Source organism: Aquirufa ecclesiirivi (assembly GCF_011250515.1).
GTDB classification, from domain to species: Bacteria; Bacteroidota; Bacteroidia; order Cytophagales; family Spirosomataceae; genus Aquirufa; species Aquirufa ecclesiirivi.
This window is the reverse complement of the sequence record NZ_JAANOP010000002.1, coordinates 76,504-97,526: the sequence shown is the minus strand read 5'-3', so window position 1 is coordinate 97,526 and position 21,023 is coordinate 76,504. Positions and strand designations below refer to the sequence as shown.

The window sequence follows — 21,023 nt, the reverse complement described above, 5'->3', positions numbered from 1 at the left end:
ATTAATTGAGCATGTCTGAAGATCCTTTCTTAAATCCCATTAATCCTGATAAAGTTGCCCAAAACCCAGGGCTTTTACCTTATGCGCATACCGCAGGGTCTGCTGTCATTAAGCCAGAAGATATGGGCAAAACCAAAGGACGATCGGTAAAAGCAATGAGGCAACAGACGGATCGTCAAATGAACCAGCTGTATGAGCAAATGGAAGTTTTGGCCAAACAAGCCAAATTATTAGCTGAGAGAAAAGAGATATCCGAGCGTATATATGACGCAGCGATGGGTTTTGAACCCATCATCAGTGAAACCTATTACTTATATGAAAAAGAGAATGGAACGGATTTATTATCATTAGTAGCACCTCATGAATGGGGCCGTTCATTCAAGTATAGTCGATTTTTAGCCCAAGTAACTTTATTAGCAGACCATACCTGGGATGTGATTTATAACCAAGAAAACGAATAAGCAATGACATCTAATTTTCCCTGGAAAACGATCAAGGAGTACGAAGAAATTCTCTTTCAAGAATACAACGGAATCGGAAAAATTTCTATTAATCGTCCGCATAAACACAATGCTTTTACCCCTAAAACGGTACAAGAGATGTCGGAGGCGATGGAATTAGCCAGACAAGACACCACCATTGGGGTGATTATATTAACAGGAGAAGGAGGGAAAGCATTTTGCTCAGGTGGTGACCAAAGTGTACGAGGTGATGGGGGCTATGTAGGCCAAGATTTAGTACCTCGTTTGAATGTCTTGGATTTACAAAGACAAATCAGAACGATTCCCAAACCGGTTATAGCCATGGTGGCTGGCTGGGCTATAGGAGGCGGTCATGTTTTACACGTGGTTTGTGATTTATCGATAGCAGCTGATAATGCACGATTTGGACAGACTGGTCCCAATGTAGGTTCATTTGATGGTGGATTCGGAGCTTCCTATTTAGCACGAGTGGTTGGACAAAAGAAAGCCAGAGAAATTTGGTACCTATGTGATCAGTATGATGCACAAGAGGCTTTACAAATGGGTTTGGTGAATAAAGTGGTACCATTGGATCAATTAGAAGCAACTACCATATCATGGTGTGAACGGATTTTAGAAAAAAGTCCTATCGCACTTCGAATGCTTAAATCTTCCTTCAATGCTGAATTAGATGGACAAGCTGGAATTCAAGAATTAGCAGGAAATGCTACTTTATTATATTATTTATCGGATGAAGCTAAGGAAGGTAAAAATGCCTTTTTAGAAAAAAGAAAACCTGATTTCTCTAAATTCCCTAAATTCCCATAACATGAACCATTGGTTAGTTAAATCAGAACCATTCAAATATTCTTGGGATGATTTCGTTAAAGAGGGAAAGTCCGTTTGGGATGGAGTTAGAAATTACCAAGCCAGAAACAATTTAATGGCCATGAAAAAAGGCGATTGGGTGTATTTTTATCATTCCAATGAAGGTCTAGAAGTGGTCGGATTAGCCGAAGTAAGTAAGGAACATTATCCAGATCCTACTACGCATGATCCACGCTGGGTAGTGGTGGAACTGATTCCAATACGGAAGTTTTCTAAAACCGTAACCCTTAAACAGATGAAATCAGATGAACGTTTGAGCAATTTGGCTTTATTGAAACAATCTAGACTTTCAGTAACACCTGTTGACAAACCCGAATTTGATATTATCATGAGCCTAACAGAATAAATATATGAAACGATTTCATCAATTCAAGCTAGTTATAGGTTGCCTTTTGGTAACCGCCTTGTTTCAAGCCAATGCCCAAATTGGACAAAGAATTGAGTTCCCCGTAGGAGGAAAGGACTTAGAATCATTTACCATTCCCATTGGTAATCAAGGCGTTATCATCCTGAATCAATTAGGTAAACAGGAATTTAGTATTCAAAAATTCTCCACTAATTTGGAACAAGTTTGGTACACTTCTGGAACCATCGACAATGGATTAGATTATGTAAACTATAGCTTTGATGGCAAATCCTTAAATTTACTTTTTAGTCGATTTAAGAGTAATTCATACCAAATTGTTCGTGTCAATGTAGCTAAAGGTAGCTTTGAGAAGTTCCAAATCTATTCTGTAGATAGAATGGAAATTTCTAATTTTAAAGCCTTGAATGAATCTTTATTCATAGGAGGAATCGTTAATAATCAACCAGTTATCTTATTTACCAATCTAAAAGAACGTAAAACACGAATTCTTCCAGCAGTGGTAAAAGGCCAAGCTGAAATCCAATCCATGGATTTAGATTCTATCCAACAGCAGGTAAATGTGACCTATTCGGTGGGAAATAGAGCTAAAAATTATCAGTTGATCATTAAATCATTTGATGAAGATGGCGGTCAAATTGGACAAATTGTCATGAATCCTAATGAGAATTTCGCCATGATGAATGCTAAGTCGACTCAATTGAATGATTCTTTACAAGTGATTGTGGGAACCTATGGACACAAAACCACCATTGGATCCTCCAAAGGTCCAAGTTCACAAGGTATTTATTTCAATTCCTATTTAGACGGAGAATTGCTTCAATCAAAATTTCATAGTTTCACGAAATTTTCTAATTTTTTCAATTTCCTAACTCCGAAACAGAAGGAAAAACAAGAAAAGAAAATCAAGGATAAAGAAAGTAAAGGAGAGGATTTAAGGCTAGATTACCGTTTATTAATCCATGAAATCCTCAAAAAAGGGGATCACTACATTGTGGTAGCTGAAGCATTTTATCCTGACTATAAATACAATAATTTTGGCCCCTATGGCAGCATGATGGGCTTAGGTGGCTTTTATTCTCCTTGGAGCATGATGTACAATCCCTACCGTTGGGGTTATGGTTATTATGGTTTGTATTCTCCATATTCAAGCTATTATAGTCCTTGGGGGTATAGAGGTTATAATTATTATGGTAACCAACAGCAGTTTGATGGTTGGGTGTATACACATGCCGTAATTGTTGAATTGGATGAAAAAGGAGATTTACTTTGGGACCATTGCATCGATATGAAAGACCTAAAAGAGCCTAAATTGATTCAAAAAATCAAAACCTCCATTCAAGGAGATCAAATTGTACTTTCCTTTAATTTAGACAATCAAATCATTACTAAAACTATCCGAAATCAAGGAAGGTCAGAAAGTGAAAGCATACAAAACATCAGTACTGAAAATGAGGGCGACAAAATCAGAAGAAGTAGTCGTTCTGAATTGAATTATTGGTACGGACCATTTTTCTTAGCCAATGGCTATCAAACAATCTCCAACGAAGAAGGCCGCCGGTCCGTATATTATTTAAACAAGATAGAAATCCAGAAATAATTTTGAAGCAGTCCACATCCATTGCCATTGAAACTCCTCAATTTTGGGGTCAAAACTATCAGTTAATCGACTCAGGTGGATTTGAAAAGCTAGAGAAATTTGGAGAATTCACTGTTAGAAGACCAGAACCTCAAGCTATTTGGGCAAAATCGCTATCCGAGCAAGAATGGCAAAAACTGAGTCATGCACATTTCAAAAAGGAAAAAGGTAGCCAAGAGCGGGGTCAATGGGAAGTAAAAGGTAAAGTACCCGACAAATGGTTTATGCCTTACCAATCTGAACGATTACATCTATCGTTTAAAATTTCACTTTCCTCTTTTAAACATGTAGGACTTTTTCCAGAACAAGCTTCCAATTGGGAGTTTTTAGCTGAAAAAATTCCTTTATTTCAACTACCTAATCCGAAATTTTTGAACCTGTTTGCATATACCGGAGGAGCCAGTTTGGTATGTCGACAAATGGGAGCGGAAGTGACACACGTTGATTCGGTTAAACCCGTTTTATCTTGGGCTAGAGAAAATATGGAAGTCTCTAAATTAGATGGTATCCGATGGATGGCTGAAGATGCTTTGAAATTTGTTAAAAGAGAGGCTAGAAGAGGGAATTTTTATCAAGGTATACTCTTGGACCCTCCAGCCTATGGTCGTGGACCAGATGGAGAAAAATGGGTATTGGAAGAGCAAATTGAAGACCTTTTGTTATCTGTGAAAGAAATATTAGATCCTGAAGAACATCTCTTATTGAGTAATGTATATTCCTTAGGATTCTCCACCTTAGTCGTAGAGAATCTCATGAATGGCATATTTGATGTGCCATCTTCTGCTGAATCTGGAGAACTTTATTTAAATGACAATAGCGACAAAAAACTTCCTTTGGGAGTCTTTCATCGCTATTACCATCGATTATAAATAAATCTAGTTTTTAGGGTAAATCGTTCCTTTAGCCGCCAATAAGGTATTTTTCATTAATGAAACAATCGTCATGGGGCCTACACCTTTAGGTACAGGGGTAATGAAAGAACATTTTGGAGCTACATCTGCAAAATCCACATCACCTTTCAACGCAAAGCCTGATTTTTTACTAGCATCTTCTACACGAGTCAAACCTACGTCAATCACAACGGCACCCTCTTTGATATGAGCCGCTTTGATGAACTCTGGTTTTCCCAATGCTGCAATAACAATATCACCTTGAGCACAAATTTCCTCCAAATTAGGCGTTCTTGAATGTGTCAGTGTGACGGTACAGTTGCCTTGAGGATGATTTCTCTGCATCAAAATAGACAAAGGTAAACCAACAATTTGACTTCTACCGACTACCACACAATGCTTTCCAGCCGTTTGAATATGGTAATAGGCTAATAAATCTAATACCCCTTGAGGTGTTGCTGAGATGTAAGCTGGTAATCCTTTGGCCATTCTACCGATATTGATGGGATGAAATCCATCTACATCTTTGGAAGGATGAATGGTTTCCATCACTTTGTCTGGATTAATGTGATCTGGTAAAGGTAATTGAACGATCAAACCATCCATATCAGGATTATCATTGACACCCTGAACAGCAGCTAATAAATCAGCTTCAGAGATGCTTGGATCAAAGCGCAATAGGGTAGAAGTGAAACCTAATTCCTCACAAGATTTGACTTTATTGGCCACATACGTTTCAGATGCTCCATTATTTCCAACCAAAATGGCGACTAAATGGGGGGCTCTTTGACCTGATGCAACTAAATCTTGAACTTCCTTGGCAATCGAAGCTTTCATTGTTTCAGAAACAAATTTGCCATCAATAATCTGACTCATACCCTTACATTATGTGTTAAAATTACTTTTTTCTAGTTTTCTTTGGTGCTGGCGCTTGTTCTCCAAGTTCTAGGCACTGTTCTAATGTTAATTCGGCAGGATTCTGATCCTTAGGAATCTTCACGTTACGCTTTCCAATTTGAATGTATGGACCATACATGCCATTGACAATCTTCACTTGATCGTTTTCCGCAAATTCTTTAATGAATTTATTTGCTTCTAAATTTCGCTTAGCTAAAATGATTTCTATGGCTCTTTCAGAACTCAAAGTAGCCAAATTGTCTGTTTTTCCTAAGGAATAATACTTACCAGCATGTTTCACATAAGGGCCAAAACGACCTTTTCCTGTCGAAATCAATTCATTTTCAAAAGTTCCTAAACTTTCCGCTTCGGCTACTTTCTGTGCTGATTCCAACACTCGTATTGCTCCAGTCAGATCCAGGGTGAAAGGATCTTCTGTGTCTGGTAAGCTGGTGAATTTACCATCAAATTTAATGTATGGACCCAATTTTCCTGCACCAATCACCAGCGGTTTATCTTCATGAATACCTACTTCACGAGGTAATTTCGGACGTTCTAATAAAGCGATGGCTTCTTTTAAAGTTAAACTCGAGATAGATTGTTCTTTGGATAAATTAGCAAAAACAGGTTTTTCTTCTTCTCCAGACTCGCCCAATTGTACGAAAGGACCAAATTTGCCTAGTCGAACCGATATTTTCTTTCCTGAAGCTGGATCTACCCCTAATTCTCTTCCACCGCCTACCGAACTACGAGAAATGGACTTACTATCTTCAATGGTTTGATGGAAAGAACCATAAAAATTCTTCATCAATTGAGTCCAGGCTAGCTTGCCCTTGGCCACATTATCAAACTCATCTTCCATTTCAGCAGTGAAAGTATAATCCACTACATCTTCAAAATTTTCTACAAGAAAGTCTGTTACCAAGGTCCCAATATGCGTAGGGAATAATTTTGCTTTCTCTGTACCTACTATTTCTGTATTCTTTTGACCAACTATCTCATCGTCTTTTAATATCCATGTTTGAAACTCGCGCTCTTTACCTGCACGATCTTCTTTCACAACATAAGCACGTTTAATGATTGTTGAAATGGTAGGTGCGTAGGTAGAAGGCCTACCTATTCCTTTTTCTTCCAAAGCTTTGACCAAACTGGCCTCCGTGTATCTAGCCGCAGGTCTAGAAAAACGCTCTTGAGCTTTTAATTCGGCTAATTCAAGCATTTGACCAATGGATAAAGGCGGCAGCATATCTTTGTTTTCATCCTCCTCTTCTTCATCTTTTCCTTCTAAATAGGCCTTTAAGAAACCTTCAAAAGTAACCACTTCACCTTGAGCTATTAATAATTCTGAAGTGCTGGAAATCTGAATTTGAGCTGTTGTACGTTCAATCACAGCTTCCGACATTTGAGAAGCGATTGCACGTTTCCAAATCAGCTCATACAAACGTTTTTCACGCGCATCTCCTGAAATGGAATTTACTTCAAAATCAGTAGGCCGAATGGCTTCGTGAGCCTCTTGTGCACTTTCGCTCTTGGTTTTGAACTGTCGGGCATGATGGAATTTAGCTCCATAAGCTGCTTCTATTGCCGACTTCGCCTTATCTCTTGCTTCTTGAGATAACATAGTAGAGTCAGTACGCATGTAAGATATACGCCCTGATTCATATAATTTTTGAGCAATTTGCATGGTAGTAGCTACCGAATATCCCAATTTCCTGGATGCTTCTTGCTGCAATGTGGAGGTAGTAAACGGTGGAGCGGGCGATTTTTTGGCAGGTTTGGTTTCCAAACTCTTGATACTAAAATTGGCTCCAACACATTTTTTCAAAAAGGCAACTGCTTCATCTTCCGTGGCAAAATTCTTAGGTAATTCAGCTTTCAACACCTTTTTGCCGGGCAAATTAAATAAGGCTGAAATTTTATAGGTTCCGACACTTTCGTGTTTTTCTATTTCTTTTTCTCGTTCAACAATCAAGCGAACTGCTACGGATTGTACACGTCCTGCAGACAGGCCTTTTTGAACTTTCGACCAAAGAACAGGAGATAATTCAAAACCTATTAATCGATCCATGATTCGGCGAGCCTGTTGGGCATTGACCAAATCCATGTCAATTTTGCGTGGCGCTAAAATGGCATTTTGAATGGCTGATTTCGTAATTTCTCTAAAAACAATCCTTTTGGTGTCGTCTTTTAGACCTAATGCTTCTTTTAAATGCCAAGAAATAGATTCTCCCTCACGGTCGTCGTCAGTCGCTAACCATACTTCTTCAGAAGATTTAGCTAAACTTTTCAATTCCGAAATCACTTTGGTTTTATCCGGTGAAATCACATAGGTTGGCGTAAAATCATGTTCTATATCAATCGCCTTATCTCCCTTGATAGGAAGATCCCTCACGTGACCAAACGAAGATCTCACCACAAAATCTTTACCCAAATACCCTTCGATGGTTTTAGCTTTTGCAGGCGACTCCACGATGACCAAATTTTTTGCCATTCTATTAAATTGAATATTGTTAACTAAAAAATGACCTCAAATATACTTGCTTAAAATGAATTTCTAGCGAATGATAAGGAAGCATTGAAAAAAAATCTATTTGTTCTATTAATCCGGGATGTTTCCAATCCGAATTCTTGAATTGAGATTCAAGCGTAATCCTACATAATTAAATTGCCCGTTGATAAAGCTTGCGATTGCTTCCAAGCGGAAAATTTTAAGTAATCCATCCATGCCATAACCCACTTCTGAATACAAAAGTTTTTGATTGTTGATGTAAACGGTATTGGCAATCAATAATTCTTTGACATAGGATTTTTTCATACCTAACAAGGGTTTCAGCCACAAATTAGAAAATTGAAACAAAGACAATCCTTCTATATAGGTACCAGCAGTACTGTAAGCATAATGGTTCACATTCAGTCGCTGGTTAGCACCAGAAGTGAAATTTTGGTAGTAACCTACTAAGCGATGTGAAGCCAGCATTTCTCCAGCTTGAACTAAATTCATGGTTCCGTTATAATGCTTAAAATCAATAAAATTCGTTGGGGCATTTCCAAGAAAAGTTCCCACATTAATGATAAATCCAGTTTTGATCCAAGGAGAAAGGGCCATATTTTGTAAATATGAAAGCTCTACCATATTAAATGGAGCACTCGATTCAGCCACTCCGCTCCATCCTGCACGGTATTTAACAAGTATAAGAGGAGAGGAGCCCCATTCGCTTTCCCGAATGTGATTGCGGTAATATTGAGTTAAAAAAGGTCTAAATCCTAAAGTCAATTGACTGATAAATGCTTGATGCGTTTGAAATCCTTCTTGGATATATTCTGCATTTTGTGGATTATTGGATGTGAATTTACGATTCAGGTAATTAAACCAAAAGTAATCCGTGGTATTATCCATTTGACTTCTCCTTGACCATTCCAAACTAGTTTTTAGGAAAAATTTAGAAGAGAATCGTTTAATCAAGGCCAAATTCCAAAATTCCTTTCGATAAATTTTCATTTGATTATTCTTCAACAAAAGTGTAGAAAGTGAATTCATTTCAGGAGAGATGGAATTATCAGGATTCAATTGTTGAACAAAATCACCTTGGGCTATTGATATATCAAAAGAATCCGTCTTATACTTCAGTTTTATGTAGCCTGTATTACGATTCAAACCAAATGATCGTCTGCCCAAAAATTCAGCTTCTAGAAAACGGTACCGAGCCCAACGCTTTCTAAATACTAATCCAGCATTCGCCACAAATCCTTCCACCGTATTAAAGTTGGAATCAAACACAGGTGATTTATAGTAAATCTCAAAAGGGTAAAAATCCTTTTGTCGAGGTCCGTAATAAAACGACTTAGAAAAAAGTAATTGATTCAATGAAAATGGGCTTTTCCTGAGCGTATCAATGGAGGTTTCTAATAATTCAGAGGTCAAGGATCCTTGAAAAAATCGATCTTCATCTGTATTGTGTTTGATTTCTTCACGTTTGAGATAGCGAACAGAATCCATGGTGATGAGTCCGCTTTGAGGGCGCGACTTCCATTTTCTTAGTAATGACTGATGAAAATTACCTAATAATTGAGTGGCAAATACTTCATCAAAACCTATTTCAGCAATATTCAGCCTTTCTTGCGATTGATTGGGAACTTGAAATCCTGCTTCGGCTTTCCAAATTTGAGGAGTCTGCTGCACTTCTTCTTGCAAAATAAATTCTCCATAATTACCCATGAGTCCACCTGCCAAGCTAAAATAAGCTGATTTAGGCAACCAGGCTTGATTTACCCATTGATGTTGCAAATCCATGTGATAAAGTAAAGCATCAGACTCTACCTGAGCTTCCCAGCGAATAATCCAACCTGTGTTACTTAAGGTTAATTTTCCCGTAAACAAGCGATCTCCTGTAGAAATGGGACGAACTTCAAATTGATAACCTTTATGTCCACTAACTAAGGTATCACCCTTATATACATAGGTATAATAATCCCGACCGTGAAAATTAAGTGGAGAAACACAATTTGTTCCAATGAAGTCTTGATAAAAATCAGGCCAGAAAAATAGAGTAGGCCTAGGGTATTTTTTTTGAAAACCTTTGACATCAATGATTTCATGAATCATTTGATTTAAGCTTTTCACATAGACTTTAGCGTGAGTTTGATTTCCATACCACTGACCTTCTTGTATTCCTTCATTCTTTTTCAATCGATTTTTGGCCAAACCAATAACTTGATTGAAGCGACCTTTTTCTTTAGTAATAACTTCCGCAGAAAATTGTCCCATCAAAGCACTGTGCTGAGGAGCCAGCGCTAATGCCCTGTTAAGTAAGGTATCGATCGAATTGCTTTTTTGGCCGAAGGCAAGAAAGCTTCCAGAAAAAAACAGGAGAAAACAAAAAGAAGAAAACTGTTTAAATCTCAAATTGGGCTTAACAATGGTTTTAACAAGGAGAAATTAATCGATAAAAAGTCAATTAATATGTAAAATTCATAAAAAACTGCTGCAAAGGAAATGATATTTACAAAAAGTGGCAAAAAGGTGACGCTAATCTATTAATTTTACAAACAATTTATTAAAACCAACATTGACTCATGGCCTTTGATATTGAAATGATTAAAGCTGTCTATGATCGCATGCCGGCTAGAATAGCCGCAGCACGTGCATTGACAGGAAAACCGCTTACATTGACGGAAAAAATTCTTTACAGTCACTTGTGGGAAGGTACTCCTTCCACCACATTTACACGTGGAGGTTCTTATGTAGACTTTGCACCTGACCGTGTAGCTATGCAAGATGCAACGGCTCAAATGGCCTTGTTGCAATTTATGCAAGCAGGTCGTCCGCAAGTTGCTGTTCCTTCTACCGTGCACTGTGATCACTTAATTGAAGCTAAAGTGGCTTCGACCACCGACTTAAAAGTAGCTGTAGACAAGAATAAAGAAGTGTATGATTTCTTATCATCTGTTTCAGATAAATATGGTATTGGTTTCTGGAAACCAGGAGCGGGTATTATTCACCAAGTAGTTTTAGAAAACTATGCCTTCCCAGGTGGAATGATGATCGGAACTGACTCACACACAGTGAATGCAGGCGGTTTGGGTATGATAGCCATTGGTGTTGGTGGAGCAGATGCATGTGATGTCATGGCTGGTTTAGCTTGGGAATTGAAATTCCCTAAGTTGATTGGTGTTAAATTAACAGGAAAATTAAACGGTTGGACTTCAGCGAAAGATGTCATCTTAAAAGTAGCTGGAATATTAACCGTTAAAGGTGGTACTGGATGTGTGGTTGAATATTTTGGAGAAGGTGCTACATCTATGTCATGTACAGGAAAAGGAACCATTTGTAACATGGGAGCAGAAATTGGTGCTACCACTTCTACGTTTGGTTACGATGATTCAATGGCTCGTTATTTAGAGTCAACAGGAAGAGCCGATGTAGCTACTTTAGCAAACGGTATTCGTGAGCATTTAACTGCGGATTCTGAGGTTTATGCAAACCCAGAGGCTTATTTTGATCAAGTAATCGAAATTGATTTGGATGCATTGGAGCCACATGTCAATGGTCCATTTACTCCAGATTTAGCTACGCCTATTTCTAAATTGAAAGAATTAGCGATTAAAAACAACTGGCCTACTAAAGTAGAGGTTGGTTTGATTGGATCATGTACCAACTCTTCTTATGAGGATATCGCTCGTGCGGCTTCATTAGCCAAACAAGTTGCGGCCAAAGGTTTAAAAACCAAAGCGCAGTTTACCATAACCCCAGGATCGGAGCAAGTTCGTTATACGATCGAAAGAGATGGTTTTATTTCGACATTTGATTCCATTGGTGCTACGGTATTTTCAAATGCTTGTGGACCTTGTATTGGTCAATGGGCTCGTCCAGGTGCTGAAAAAGGAGAAAAAAATACAATTGTTCACTCCTTCAATAGAAACTTTGCTAAGCGTGCAGATGGCAACCCGAATACTTATGCTTTCGTCGCTTCACCAGAAATTGTAACTGCTTTGGCTATTGCAGGTGATTTAACTTTCAATCCTTTAACTGATACATTGACTAACGAAAAAGGAGAACAGGTTAAATTAGAGGCTCCAACAGGAGACGAATTACCAAAATTAGGCTTTGCCGTTGAAGATGCAGGATACCAAGCACCAGCTGAAGATGGTTCAGGTGTTCAAGTTAAAGTAGCATCCACGTCGGATCGTCTTCAATTATTAGCTCCATTCTCAGCTTGGGAAGGAACTGATTTGAAAGGTTTAAAATTATTGATTAAAGCTAAAGGAAAGTGTACAACTGACCATATTTCTATGGCTGGACCTTGGTTAAAATACCGTGGACACTTAGATAATATCTCCAACAACATGTTAATCGGTGCTGTAAATTTCTTCAATGAAAAAACAGATAACGTTAAAAATCAATTGACTGGTGTTTATAGTGCAGTACCAGATACCCAACGTGCTTATAAAGCTGCTGGCATTGGTACCATCGTAGTAGGAGATACCAATTACGGTGAAGGTTCTTCGCGTGAGCATGCTGCTATGGAACCACGCCACTTAGGAGTTCGTGCGGTATTAGTAAAATCATTTGCTCGTATTCACGAAACTAATTTGAAGAAGCAGGGAATGTTAGCTTTAACATTTGCCAATGACGCTGATTATGACAAAATCCAAGAAGATGATAGCATCAATATCCTTGGATTGAATGATTTTGCTCCTGAAAAGTCATTGACTATTGAATTAACGCATGCGGATGGAAGTACAGATAGTTTCCCTGTTAACCACACCTATAATGCACAGCAAATTGAATGGTTTAAAGCTGGTGGAGCTTTGAATATCATTCGTGCTTCGATTAAATAAGCATAAAATTGTAAAAGGGCGCAAAATTCACTAGTTTTGCGCCTTATTTCAGATAAACCAACCATTGTTCCTTAATTTTTCCAAATGGCAGCGATTAATGCAGTAAAAATATTTTCAGGTTCAGCGTCCAATTATTTGGCCAAAGAAATTGCTAAATACTATGGAAAAGATTTGGGTGCAGCCACTACATTGCGCTTTTCAGATGGAGAAATGTCTCCAAGTTTTGACGAGTCAGTTCGTGGTTGTGATGTATTCATCATTCAATCGACATTCCCTTCAGCAGATAATCTGATGGAATTGTTGTTAATGATTGATGCAGCCCGAAGAGCTTCCGCACACTATGTTACTGCTGTCATTCCTTATTTTGGATACTCTCGTCAAGATCGTAAAGATCGTCCTAGAGTAGGAATTGGGGCAAAATTGATTGCGAATCTATTGACTGCTGCTGGAGCAGATCGTTTAATGACGATTGATTTACATGCTGGACAAATTCAAGGTTTCATGGATTTTCCTGTAGACCATTTGGAAGGAACGGCAATTTTTATCCCATATTTGAAATCCTTAGGTCTAGAAAATTTAACTTTTGCTTCTCCAGATGTGGGAGGTGTGGTTAGAACTAGAAACATGGCCAAGTTTTTCAATGCCAACATGGTTATTTGCGACAAACACAGAAAGCGTGCCAATGAAATTGCTTCCATGCAATTAATCGGAGATGTGGAAGGTGCCAATGTCGTATTAGTTGATGACTTAATTGATACCGGTGGCACCATGTGTAAAGCTGCTCAATTAATCATGGACAAAGGCGCTAAATCAGTGAGAGCCATTGTGACTCACCCTGTATTATCGGGTAAGGCTTACGAAAACATATCTAATTCCGTGCTAACGGAATTAGTTGTAACTGACACGATACCTTTAAAAGAAGAATGCGCCAAAATTAAAGTTCTTACCGTTTCAGAATTATTTGCCAAAGCAATCGGAAGAATCAGAGATCACGAATCTATCAGTTCATTATTTATTAAATATTAATTTCAACCGTTTTCAGGGGATAGCAGCAAGCGAAAGACTGAAAACTTAACAAAAACAACATGAAAAAATTAGAGATTGTAGGGTTTAAAAGAGCGAATCTCGGAAGTAAGGGCGCGAAAGATTTGCGTACTGAAGCTTTAGCTCCTTGTGTATTGTATGGTGGAAAAGAGCAGGTTCACTTTGCTGTTCCAATGATTCTTTTCCGTGATTTACTTTACTCAGCAGATGTTTACGAAGTAGCATTGAATATTGAAGGTGATCAATACCGCGCCATTTTACAAGATGCGCAGTTTCACCCAGTAAATGAAATGATATTACACGTTGACTTTTTAGAAATTGTAGATAACAAGCCTATCAAGATTGATGTACCTATCAAAATTATTGGTAACTCTCCTGGTGTTATTAAAGGGGGTAAAATGATCCAAAAGTTACGTAAAGTGACATTAAAGGGATTAGCTGAAAATATTCCTGATTTTGTTACTGCTGATATTTCTGGATTAGATCTAGGACAAACAGTTAAAGTAAATAAATTGGATGTGAAAGGATGTGAGATCTTGAATCCAATGTCCAATCCAGTTGCAACGATCGATATCCCAAGAGCATTAAGAGGTAAATTAACAGCTTAATTCTAGGAATATCTTTCTGATAGAGATTCAAAAAAGCCTTCCATTTGGAGGGCTTTTTTGGTTATTAAGGAATTGAATAAAAAAAGAAGAATGAAGAATGTAGAATGTAGAATTATGAATCCGAATGTGAATGACAGAAATACGTTGACCATTTTATCCATTTGGGGATTCTACTTTCTCCATTGGAATTATCTCGAAATTATGTGAGTAGAAAATAGTGTCGGTTTCGGCCTTTTCTATTTTAACAATGAAAAATTATTAGAAACCTGTCAACTCTAATCAGGGAAGTACATTCTACATTCTACATTCTACATTCTACATTCTTAACACTTTTCACTAAAAAAGGTCAACCCTTCCGGATTGACCTTTTTAAAAAATAAAAAATTATAACTATTTCTTAGCTACCACTTTCATGACGATAGGGGCTTTCTCCACATGAGAAACTTTACCATCTGTTTTTGCAATGTATGGAGCAATAACCAAGGAAACAATCGACATTAACTTAATCAAGATATTCATTGATGGTCCTGAGGTATCTTTGAAAGGATCACCTACTGTATCACCAGTCACTGCAGCTTTGTGAGGCTCAGAACCTTTCTTGTAGGTAACTCCGTCAATTAAAACCCCTTTTTCAAATGATTTCTTAGCATTGTCCCAAGCTCCACCTGCATTAGATTGGAATATACCCATCAACACACCTGAAACCGTAACACCAGCTAATAAACCACCTAAAACCTCTGGTCCCATGATAAAGCCAACAATTACTGGTACCGATAACGCAATAGCACCTGGCAACATCATCTGACGAATCGAAGCTTCTGTTGAGATAGCTACACATTTTTCATATTCTGGCTTAGCCTTGTATTCCATAATACCTGGAATCTCACGGAACTGACGACGAACCTCATTCACCATTTCCATGGCAGCTTTACCAACCGCAGAAATACACAATGCTGAGAAAATAAATGGAATCATTCCACCCACAAATAAACCAGCTAATACATCTGCTTTATAGATGTCGATTTGTGTAATACCTGAAATACCAACAAATGCAGCAAAAAGAGCTAATGATGTCAAAGCAGCAGAAGCAATAGCAAATCCTTTACCTGTGGCTGCTGTTGTATTTCCAACTGCATCTAAATTATCGGTACGCTCACGAACTTCAGCCGGTAATTGAGACATTTCAGCGATACCACCTGCGTTGTCAGCAATGGGTCCAAATGCATCAATGGCCAATTGCATGGCTGTTGTGGCCATCATACCTGCCGCAGCAATAGATACTCCATAAATTCCAGCAAAGAAATAAGAGAAATAAATACCAGCTGCTAAAACCAAAATAGGCAACACAGTAGACTCCATACCTACGGCTAAACCACCGATGATATTAGTGGCATGACCAGTTCCTGATTTCTGAACGATGGAGTCAACTGGACGTTTTCCCATAGCTGTGTAGTATTCAGTTATAATAGACATTAAGGTTCCTACAATTAGACCTACAATAATGGAATAAAATACATCCATAGCAGTAAAACTAAATCCACGTAATACCAATGCTTCAGGTAATATGTTCGTTACTAAAAAATAAGAAGTAACAAACGTGATGGCAATCGATAAATAATTACCCGTGTTCAACGCATTTTGAACTGAATCTGTTTCGCTTTTAATACGAACAAAAAAGGTAGAAACTAAAGATGCTAATAAACCTACACCTGCAATTAACATCGGTAATAAAACAGGGGAGAAGCCACCATAATTATCGCTAACTTCAATTTCCTGACCCAATACCATGGTTGCCAATATAGTTGCCACGTAAGATCCGAACAAGTCAGCTCCCATACCAGCCACATCACCTACGTTATCACCCACGTTATCCGCAATGGTTGCAGGATTACGCACATCATCCTCTGGGATTCCTGCTTCAACTTTTCCTACTAAATCGGCTCCTACGTCAGCAGCTTTTGTATAAATACCCCCACCTACACGAGCGAACAAGGCAATTGACTCAGCACCTAATGAGAAACCCGCTAATACTTCAATAGCTGTTTTCATTTCATTGGATGTCAAGGCTTGTCCTTGTGCAAAAATCTGATAAAAAGCGATAAATAAACCGCCTAAACCTAAGATAGCCAATCCAGCAACTCCCATTCCCATCACAGAACCTCCTGTAAATGAAACAGACAATGCTTTTGCCAAAGATGTTCTAGCAGCTTCTGCAGTACGAACATTGGCTTTAGTAGCTACAATCATCCCTATATAACCTGCCGTAGCAGAAAATATAGCTCCGATTAAAAAGGCTACCGCAATAAGTGGTGAAGAGTGAAATCCAGGTCCTTCCTGATTCCCTAACCATGCCAATAATATCGCTGTAGGAATAGCGAAATAGGCTAATATTTTCCATTCAGCTTTCAAAAAGGCGATCGCCCCATCGGCAATATAGCCTGAAAGCTCTTTCATTGTGTCATTTCCAGCATCTTGCTTCGATACCCAGCTAAACTTCCAAGCCGTGTACAACAATCCTACTATTCCAAAAGCAGGAACTAAGTAAACAATTGAATCCATAAAGTGTGTTTTAGATTATTCCAAAAAAATTTGTTACAAAAATAAGAATTTTGGCGTATAAAACAACTAAAAAGGAAATCTAAGCAATAGCTTAAAACGCTCAGGAACCCAATTACCTACGGGATATGCTAGTTCCACACCTAGAAATTTACCAATACCCGAAACACCATAAACTAACTCTTGATAAGCACTTTGATTGGCTCCTTGCAACATCTGAAGTCGGTTATATACCACATACTCACGGATACCATATTGTGTCAACAAATTCCATTGACTAAACAACAATTTTCTGGGTTCCCATTTCGCATGCATTTTTAAATGGTTATCTGTGGTACTAAATGCATAATAGGGTAATGCTCGAAACGACTGCTCATTGGCGCTGATAAAATTAGTCTGATTGCCATTAAAATGCGTATAATCCAAGAAATTAGTCGCCCTTTGGAAGTAGTTCACATAGGTCATTTGTAAATTCAAGGTACCCAAACGAGCTAAATTGACAAATTGACTATACTCCAAATTAATACGTTGAAATTGATCATCGCCCGTTCCAACTGCATAAATAAGAGTAAATGTAGGTCCTTCACCATTATTTATTCTTCTTACACCGTTATATCGATTCCAAGAAGCTTTGGGTTGCCAACGAAATCCTATGGAACCTGCTAACTGATTTCCTCTCTTGGGAATTTGATTTCCCCAAGCCTCATTAACTGGCATATTGGCTTCAAAGTGCTTATCCTGATTCAATAATCCATGGTTAACAGAATTAGATAAAATTTCTCTATTTCGATACTCCATCATGGATAAAAAGCGCAGGCTAGGTGTGAACTGGTATTGATAATTGAAATTCACATAATTCTTTTGGAATAGTTTGACATAATTTTCTGATAATATCAATGCATACAAGCTATTCAAAAAGGATGAAATTGGATTACTCCGATTCATTTGAAAAACATTACTTCCTGCTTCCGCTTTAAAGTACTGTCTATTTTCATCGAAATTACGCTCTAGAAAAACATCCCCGTTCCAGAAATGACGAGCAAATGCATATCGAATATTTCCACCTAAGGCCAAATAATTATTTCTCCCAAATCGATTTCGATAAGTTAAACTTCGGTCGAGATATAAGCCATCCACGGCATTAAATCCTGCGCCAAAACCATTTAAATTGAAACTCTTACCAATGGAATTCTTTTCATAATTGTAAAATTTACCCGTAAATAATTGTCCAAATTGAAATTTAGGTAAAGCATTGATCGAGTCCTTTCTTCGTTTATCTGCACCTGCTATCCATAAACTATCCGCTTCTTTATAACCCACTTTCTCTGACTCGGTTAAAGGAACCTGGCGCTCTTCCTCCCAAAAACTTTCCGATTTATTTCTCGACATGGAATCCACCTCAAATGTATAATCCGAGGTCAAACCATCCATTTTAGCCAAATTTTCTTTTTTCTCCAATTTGTCTACTTTCTTCAATACCTCTTTTAATTTCTTTCTAGTCAACTCCTTACCCAATGCATTTTTAGGATCTTTTACTTTTTCTTTATTGATCTCTTTTGCCAATTCTTTATTCAAGCGCTCTTCTATGAGCGCAGGTTTCACCACAAATGCAGGATTTACTTTGATATGATATTGCTTAATTTGAGTGATATACCTAAAATTGGCCTTAATCCCGAAGGCATCAAAATTCACATGTGAATCATATTGAATAGGCATCCAAACTCCTTGAAACAACGCGTTCTGTTGCGTAAATCCATATGAACCATTGGAATCCTTAAATCTCAATTGAAATGAATAGATACTCCAAGTGTCTTCTACGACTTGTAACGTCCCTTCAAATAAATCGTCATAACTGGCTTTCGGCTGTACTTGAATCTTACTGATAGTCATACCATCTTGTGTAAAACCACCCAAATAGGCAAATTTATATAATTGAAAAGCTTGGGGACCCAATGGAGACCATAAACTTCCCCATACTTTGGGACGATAAAAATTGGTTTGGGTTACTCGTAAATTCAGACCTTGATTTAAAGCAGGAGGCAAATTGTTTCGGTTAGAAATAACCTTTTCTTGCAATCTGTTCGGTTTCTGATAAGTAACTTGGTTAATACCTTCTAATAAATAGGTACTTCCCACCTTTATTCCCATTTCTTTTTCTATCTTTTTCCCTCCCAACATTTTCACCAATGAACTCACCTCGGTCACTTTTCCTGAACCTTTCACGTAAGCCTTTGCTTCATAAGAATCCAATTCTTTTAAGTGAAATGGGGCCATAGCAATCATTCGACGCATAATACCAATAGCTGGGTCTTCTTTTAATCCTCCTACATTGACCTCTGCTAGGTTCACTGATTGTTCTTCCAAAACCACATCCAATAACTTATCGGAGCTAGCCGATTCCAATTCAACCGTATATGTTTTGGGACTATGTCCCAAAAAACGAAAGACTAGATTGTGTTTGCCGACACCCGTTTTAATCGAATATTTTCCATCTTCATTGGCTGTGGTTCCTTTATTCTGATTCGAAACCCAAACAGTGGCAAATGGCATTAGCTCGCCTTGTTTGTTTCGAATTGTACCATGAATTTGTTGAGCCTGTAAAGACGATGCAAAAAGAGATAAAGTGAAAAGTAGTTTTATAGATTTCATATGTAGGGATTTACCACAAAAATAAACTGAGAATTTATAAGTAAACTTAATTTATGATAAAGGGTAAAATAAAGTCGTAAGTAGAATTACCAATCATAACGTAAAGGAGATAAATTTGTTTTTCTTTAAGATATGGCCATTACACACCGACAATTATTTCTAGATCATCTTGCTAAAACTTCTGATGCACCCTTAGCTTTAGAGATTGAAAAGGCAGAACATATTTACTTGTATGATGACCAAGGAAAATCCTATATGGATTTAATTTCAGGAATAGCTGTTTCCAATGTAGGTCATCGACATCCCAAAGTGATTGCAGCCATTAAAAATCAATTAGATGCGTACATGCATTTAATGGTTTATGGAGAATACATTCAAAGCCCACAGGTAAAACTAGCCGCTGCACTAGTAAAATCCACTCAATCTAGCAGATTGAATCAAGTATATTTTACTAATTCAGGAACAGAAGCCGTTGAAGGAGCCATGAAGCTGGCCAAACGATATACGGGTAGAACAGAAGTCATTTCCTGTTTTCAGGCATACCACGGGGCCACTCAGGGAGCCTTATCTTTGGCAGGAGATGAAAACTTCAAAAATAGTTTTCGTCCCTTATTACCTGATATCCGCCATATTCGACACGGAAATGTAGATGACTTAGCTCAAATCACACATAAAACAGCTGCCATTGTTATTGAAATAATAGGCGGTGAATCTGGAGTGAGGTTAGCAACCAAATCCTATTTTCAAGCGCTCAAAAAGCGTTGCCTTGAAACTGGAAGTCTTTTAATCATTGATGAAATTCAAACCGGATTCGGCAGAACGGGTACATTTTGGGCGTTTCAAGCCATGGATATCGAACCTGATATTTTACTTTCTGCTAAAGGAATGGGAGGGGGCATGCCCATCGGAGCATTCATGGCACCCGAAGAAATCATGCAAAGCTTAACGGTAAGACCCGTTTTGGGGCATATCACTACTTTTGGCGGTCATCCTGTTTCATGTGCTGCCTCCTTGGCAACCCTAGAAACTATATTTAAAGAACACTTATTGGATGATGTTGAAAAGAAAAGTCAACTATTTAAAACCCTGTTAATTCATCCTAAAATCAAAGAAGTACGGGGTATAGGACTTATGCTAGCCGTTGAAATGGATTCTTTTCAAACAGTCAAAGCAGTCATTGATGCCTGCATAGAACAAGGTTTAATCACCGATTGGTTTTTGTTTTGCGACTATTCCATTCGCATTGCACCTCCTTTAGTGATTACTGAGGAGGAAATAAAAATAGCCTGCAACGTTTTGTTACAGGCTATTCAAAAAGTCACTTCAAAAAATTAAGCGTGTTTCAACAAAGCTTCAGCTAATACTGATTTTGGTAAGTTTCCACCTACTAAACGCTCTTTCATTTCTCCATTTTTGAAAACCATCAAAGTTGGAATAGAACGAATACCCAAAGAAGCAGGAACCGCTGAATTTAAGTCTACATTCATTTTAGCTACAATCGCTTGACCTTCTACTTCGCCTGCCAATTCTTCTACTACGGGTCCAATCATTTTACATGGGCCACACCATTCTGCCCAGAAATCCACTAATACCGGAGTATCAGAACCTATTAACTCTTGAAAATTGGCATCAGTAGCCTCTACGTATTTTCCCATGATTTATTTTTTATTAAGATTCAAAATTAAACAT

At 38.0% G+C, this 21,023-nt stretch carries 15 protein-coding genes; 9 read left to right on the top strand and 6 right to left on the bottom strand.

Annotation, left to right across the window (positions count from 1 at the left end; translation table 11 throughout):
• Positions 1-11: 11 nt before the first annotated feature.
• The 5 genes from G9H65_RS03705 to G9H65_RS03685 are packed head-to-tail and all read left to right on the top strand — an operon-like array spanning position 12 to position 4,221.
• Positions 12-461 (top strand): DUF2452 domain-containing protein, encoded by a 450-nt coding sequence (locus G9H65_RS03705; protein WP_166374005.1) that lies wholly within the window; start codon positions 12-14, stop codon positions 459-461.
• A gap of 3 nt (positions 462-464) precedes the next feature.
• On the top strand, positions 465-1,289 hold the full coding sequence (menB, locus tag G9H65_RS03700; protein WP_166374004.1) for a 1,4-dihydroxy-2-naphthoyl-CoA synthase: 825 nt from the start codon (positions 465-467) through the stop codon (positions 1,287-1,289).
• A gap of 1 nt (position 1,290) precedes the next feature.
• A complete protein-coding gene (locus tag G9H65_RS03695; RefSeq protein ID WP_166374003.1) occupies positions 1,291-1,695 on the top strand; it encodes an EVE domain-containing protein in 405 nt (134 codons plus the stop codon).
• A gap of 4 nt (positions 1,696-1,699) precedes the next feature.
• Complete coding sequence (locus tag G9H65_RS03690) at positions 1,700-3,313, top strand: hypothetical protein (protein WP_166374002.1); 1,614 nt, start codon at positions 1,700-1,702, stop codon at positions 3,311-3,313.
• Positions 3,314-3,315: 2 nt separating this feature from the next.
• Entirely contained in the window at positions 3,316-4,221 is a 906-nt protein-coding gene (locus tag G9H65_RS03685; RefSeq protein ID WP_205753238.1) for a class I SAM-dependent methyltransferase, read from the top strand.
• A 6-nt stretch (positions 4,222-4,227) separates the two neighbouring features.
• Here G9H65_RS03685 and G9H65_RS03680 read toward each other — a convergent pair whose 3' ends face one another.
• The 3 genes from G9H65_RS03680 to G9H65_RS03670 all read right to left on the bottom strand — a co-directional run bounded on the left by G9H65_RS03680 (position 4,228) and on the right by G9H65_RS03670 (position 10,042).
• Complete coding sequence (locus G9H65_RS03680; RefSeq protein WP_166374001.1) at positions 4,228-5,118, bottom strand: bifunctional 5,10-methylenetetrahydrofolate dehydrogenase/5,10-methenyltetrahydrofolate cyclohydrolase; 891 nt, start codon at positions 5,116-5,118, stop codon at positions 4,228-4,230.
• A gap of 22 nt (positions 5,119-5,140) precedes the next feature.
• Positions 5,141-7,630 (bottom strand): type I DNA topoisomerase, encoded by a 2,490-nt coding sequence (gene topA, locus G9H65_RS03675; protein WP_166374000.1) that lies wholly within the window; start codon positions 7,628-7,630, stop codon positions 5,141-5,143.
• 108 nt (positions 7,631-7,738) lie between these two features.
• Positions 7,739-10,042, bottom strand: coding sequence for a DUF5686 family protein (locus G9H65_RS03670; RefSeq protein ID WP_262887523.1), 2,304 nt, complete (start codon positions 10,040-10,042; stop codon positions 7,739-7,741).
• A 170-nt stretch (positions 10,043-10,212) separates the two neighbouring features.
• Between G9H65_RS03670 and G9H65_RS03665 the strand changes: the two genes are divergently transcribed.
• The 3 genes from G9H65_RS03665 (at position 10,213) to G9H65_RS03655 (ending at position 14,129) form a co-directional block, all read left to right on the top strand.
• On the top strand, positions 10,213-12,477 hold the full coding sequence (locus G9H65_RS03665; protein ID WP_166373998.1) for an aconitate hydratase: 2,265 nt from the start codon (positions 10,213-10,215) through the stop codon (positions 12,475-12,477).
• An 84-nt stretch (positions 12,478-12,561) separates the two neighbouring features.
• Positions 12,562-13,503, top strand: a complete 942-nt coding sequence (locus G9H65_RS03660) for a ribose-phosphate pyrophosphokinase (protein ID WP_166373997.1) — start codon at positions 12,562-12,564, stop codon at positions 13,501-13,503.
• Positions 13,504-13,562: 59 nt separating this feature from the next.
• Positions 13,563-14,129, top strand: a complete 567-nt coding sequence (locus G9H65_RS03655; protein ID WP_166373996.1) for a 50S ribosomal protein L25/general stress protein Ctc — start codon at positions 13,563-13,565, stop codon at positions 14,127-14,129.
• A gap of 390 nt (positions 14,130-14,519) precedes the next feature.
• Here the strand turns inward: G9H65_RS03655 and G9H65_RS03650 are convergent, their stop codons facing one another.
• Positions 14,520-16,688 carry a sodium-translocating pyrophosphatase gene (locus G9H65_RS03650; protein WP_166373995.1) on the bottom strand — a complete coding sequence of 723 codons (2,169 nt, stop codon included), beginning with the start codon at positions 16,686-16,688 and terminating at the stop codon, positions 14,520-14,522.
• 66 nt (positions 16,689-16,754) lie between these two features.
• Positions 16,755-19,334 (bottom strand): DUF5686 and carboxypeptidase regulatory-like domain-containing protein, encoded by a 2,580-nt coding sequence (locus G9H65_RS03645; protein ID WP_166373994.1) that lies wholly within the window; start codon positions 19,332-19,334, stop codon positions 16,755-16,757.
• Positions 19,335-19,466: 132 nt separating this feature from the next.
• Here G9H65_RS03645 and G9H65_RS03640 point away from each other — a divergent pair, with 132 nt between their 5' ends.
• Positions 19,467-20,669: an aspartate aminotransferase family protein gene (locus G9H65_RS03640; protein WP_166373993.1), complete on the top strand. Its 1,203-nt coding sequence runs from the start codon at positions 19,467-19,469 to the stop codon at positions 20,667-20,669.
• On the opposite strand, the gene trxA is transcribed toward G9H65_RS03640, so the two are convergent.
• Complete coding sequence (gene trxA / locus G9H65_RS03635; protein ID WP_109323049.1) at positions 20,666-20,989, bottom strand: thioredoxin; 324 nt, start codon at positions 20,987-20,989, stop codon at positions 20,666-20,668. The two genes, G9H65_RS03640 and trxA, sit on opposite strands and share 4 nt — an antisense overlap.
• Positions 20,990-21,023 lie beyond the last annotated feature (34 nt).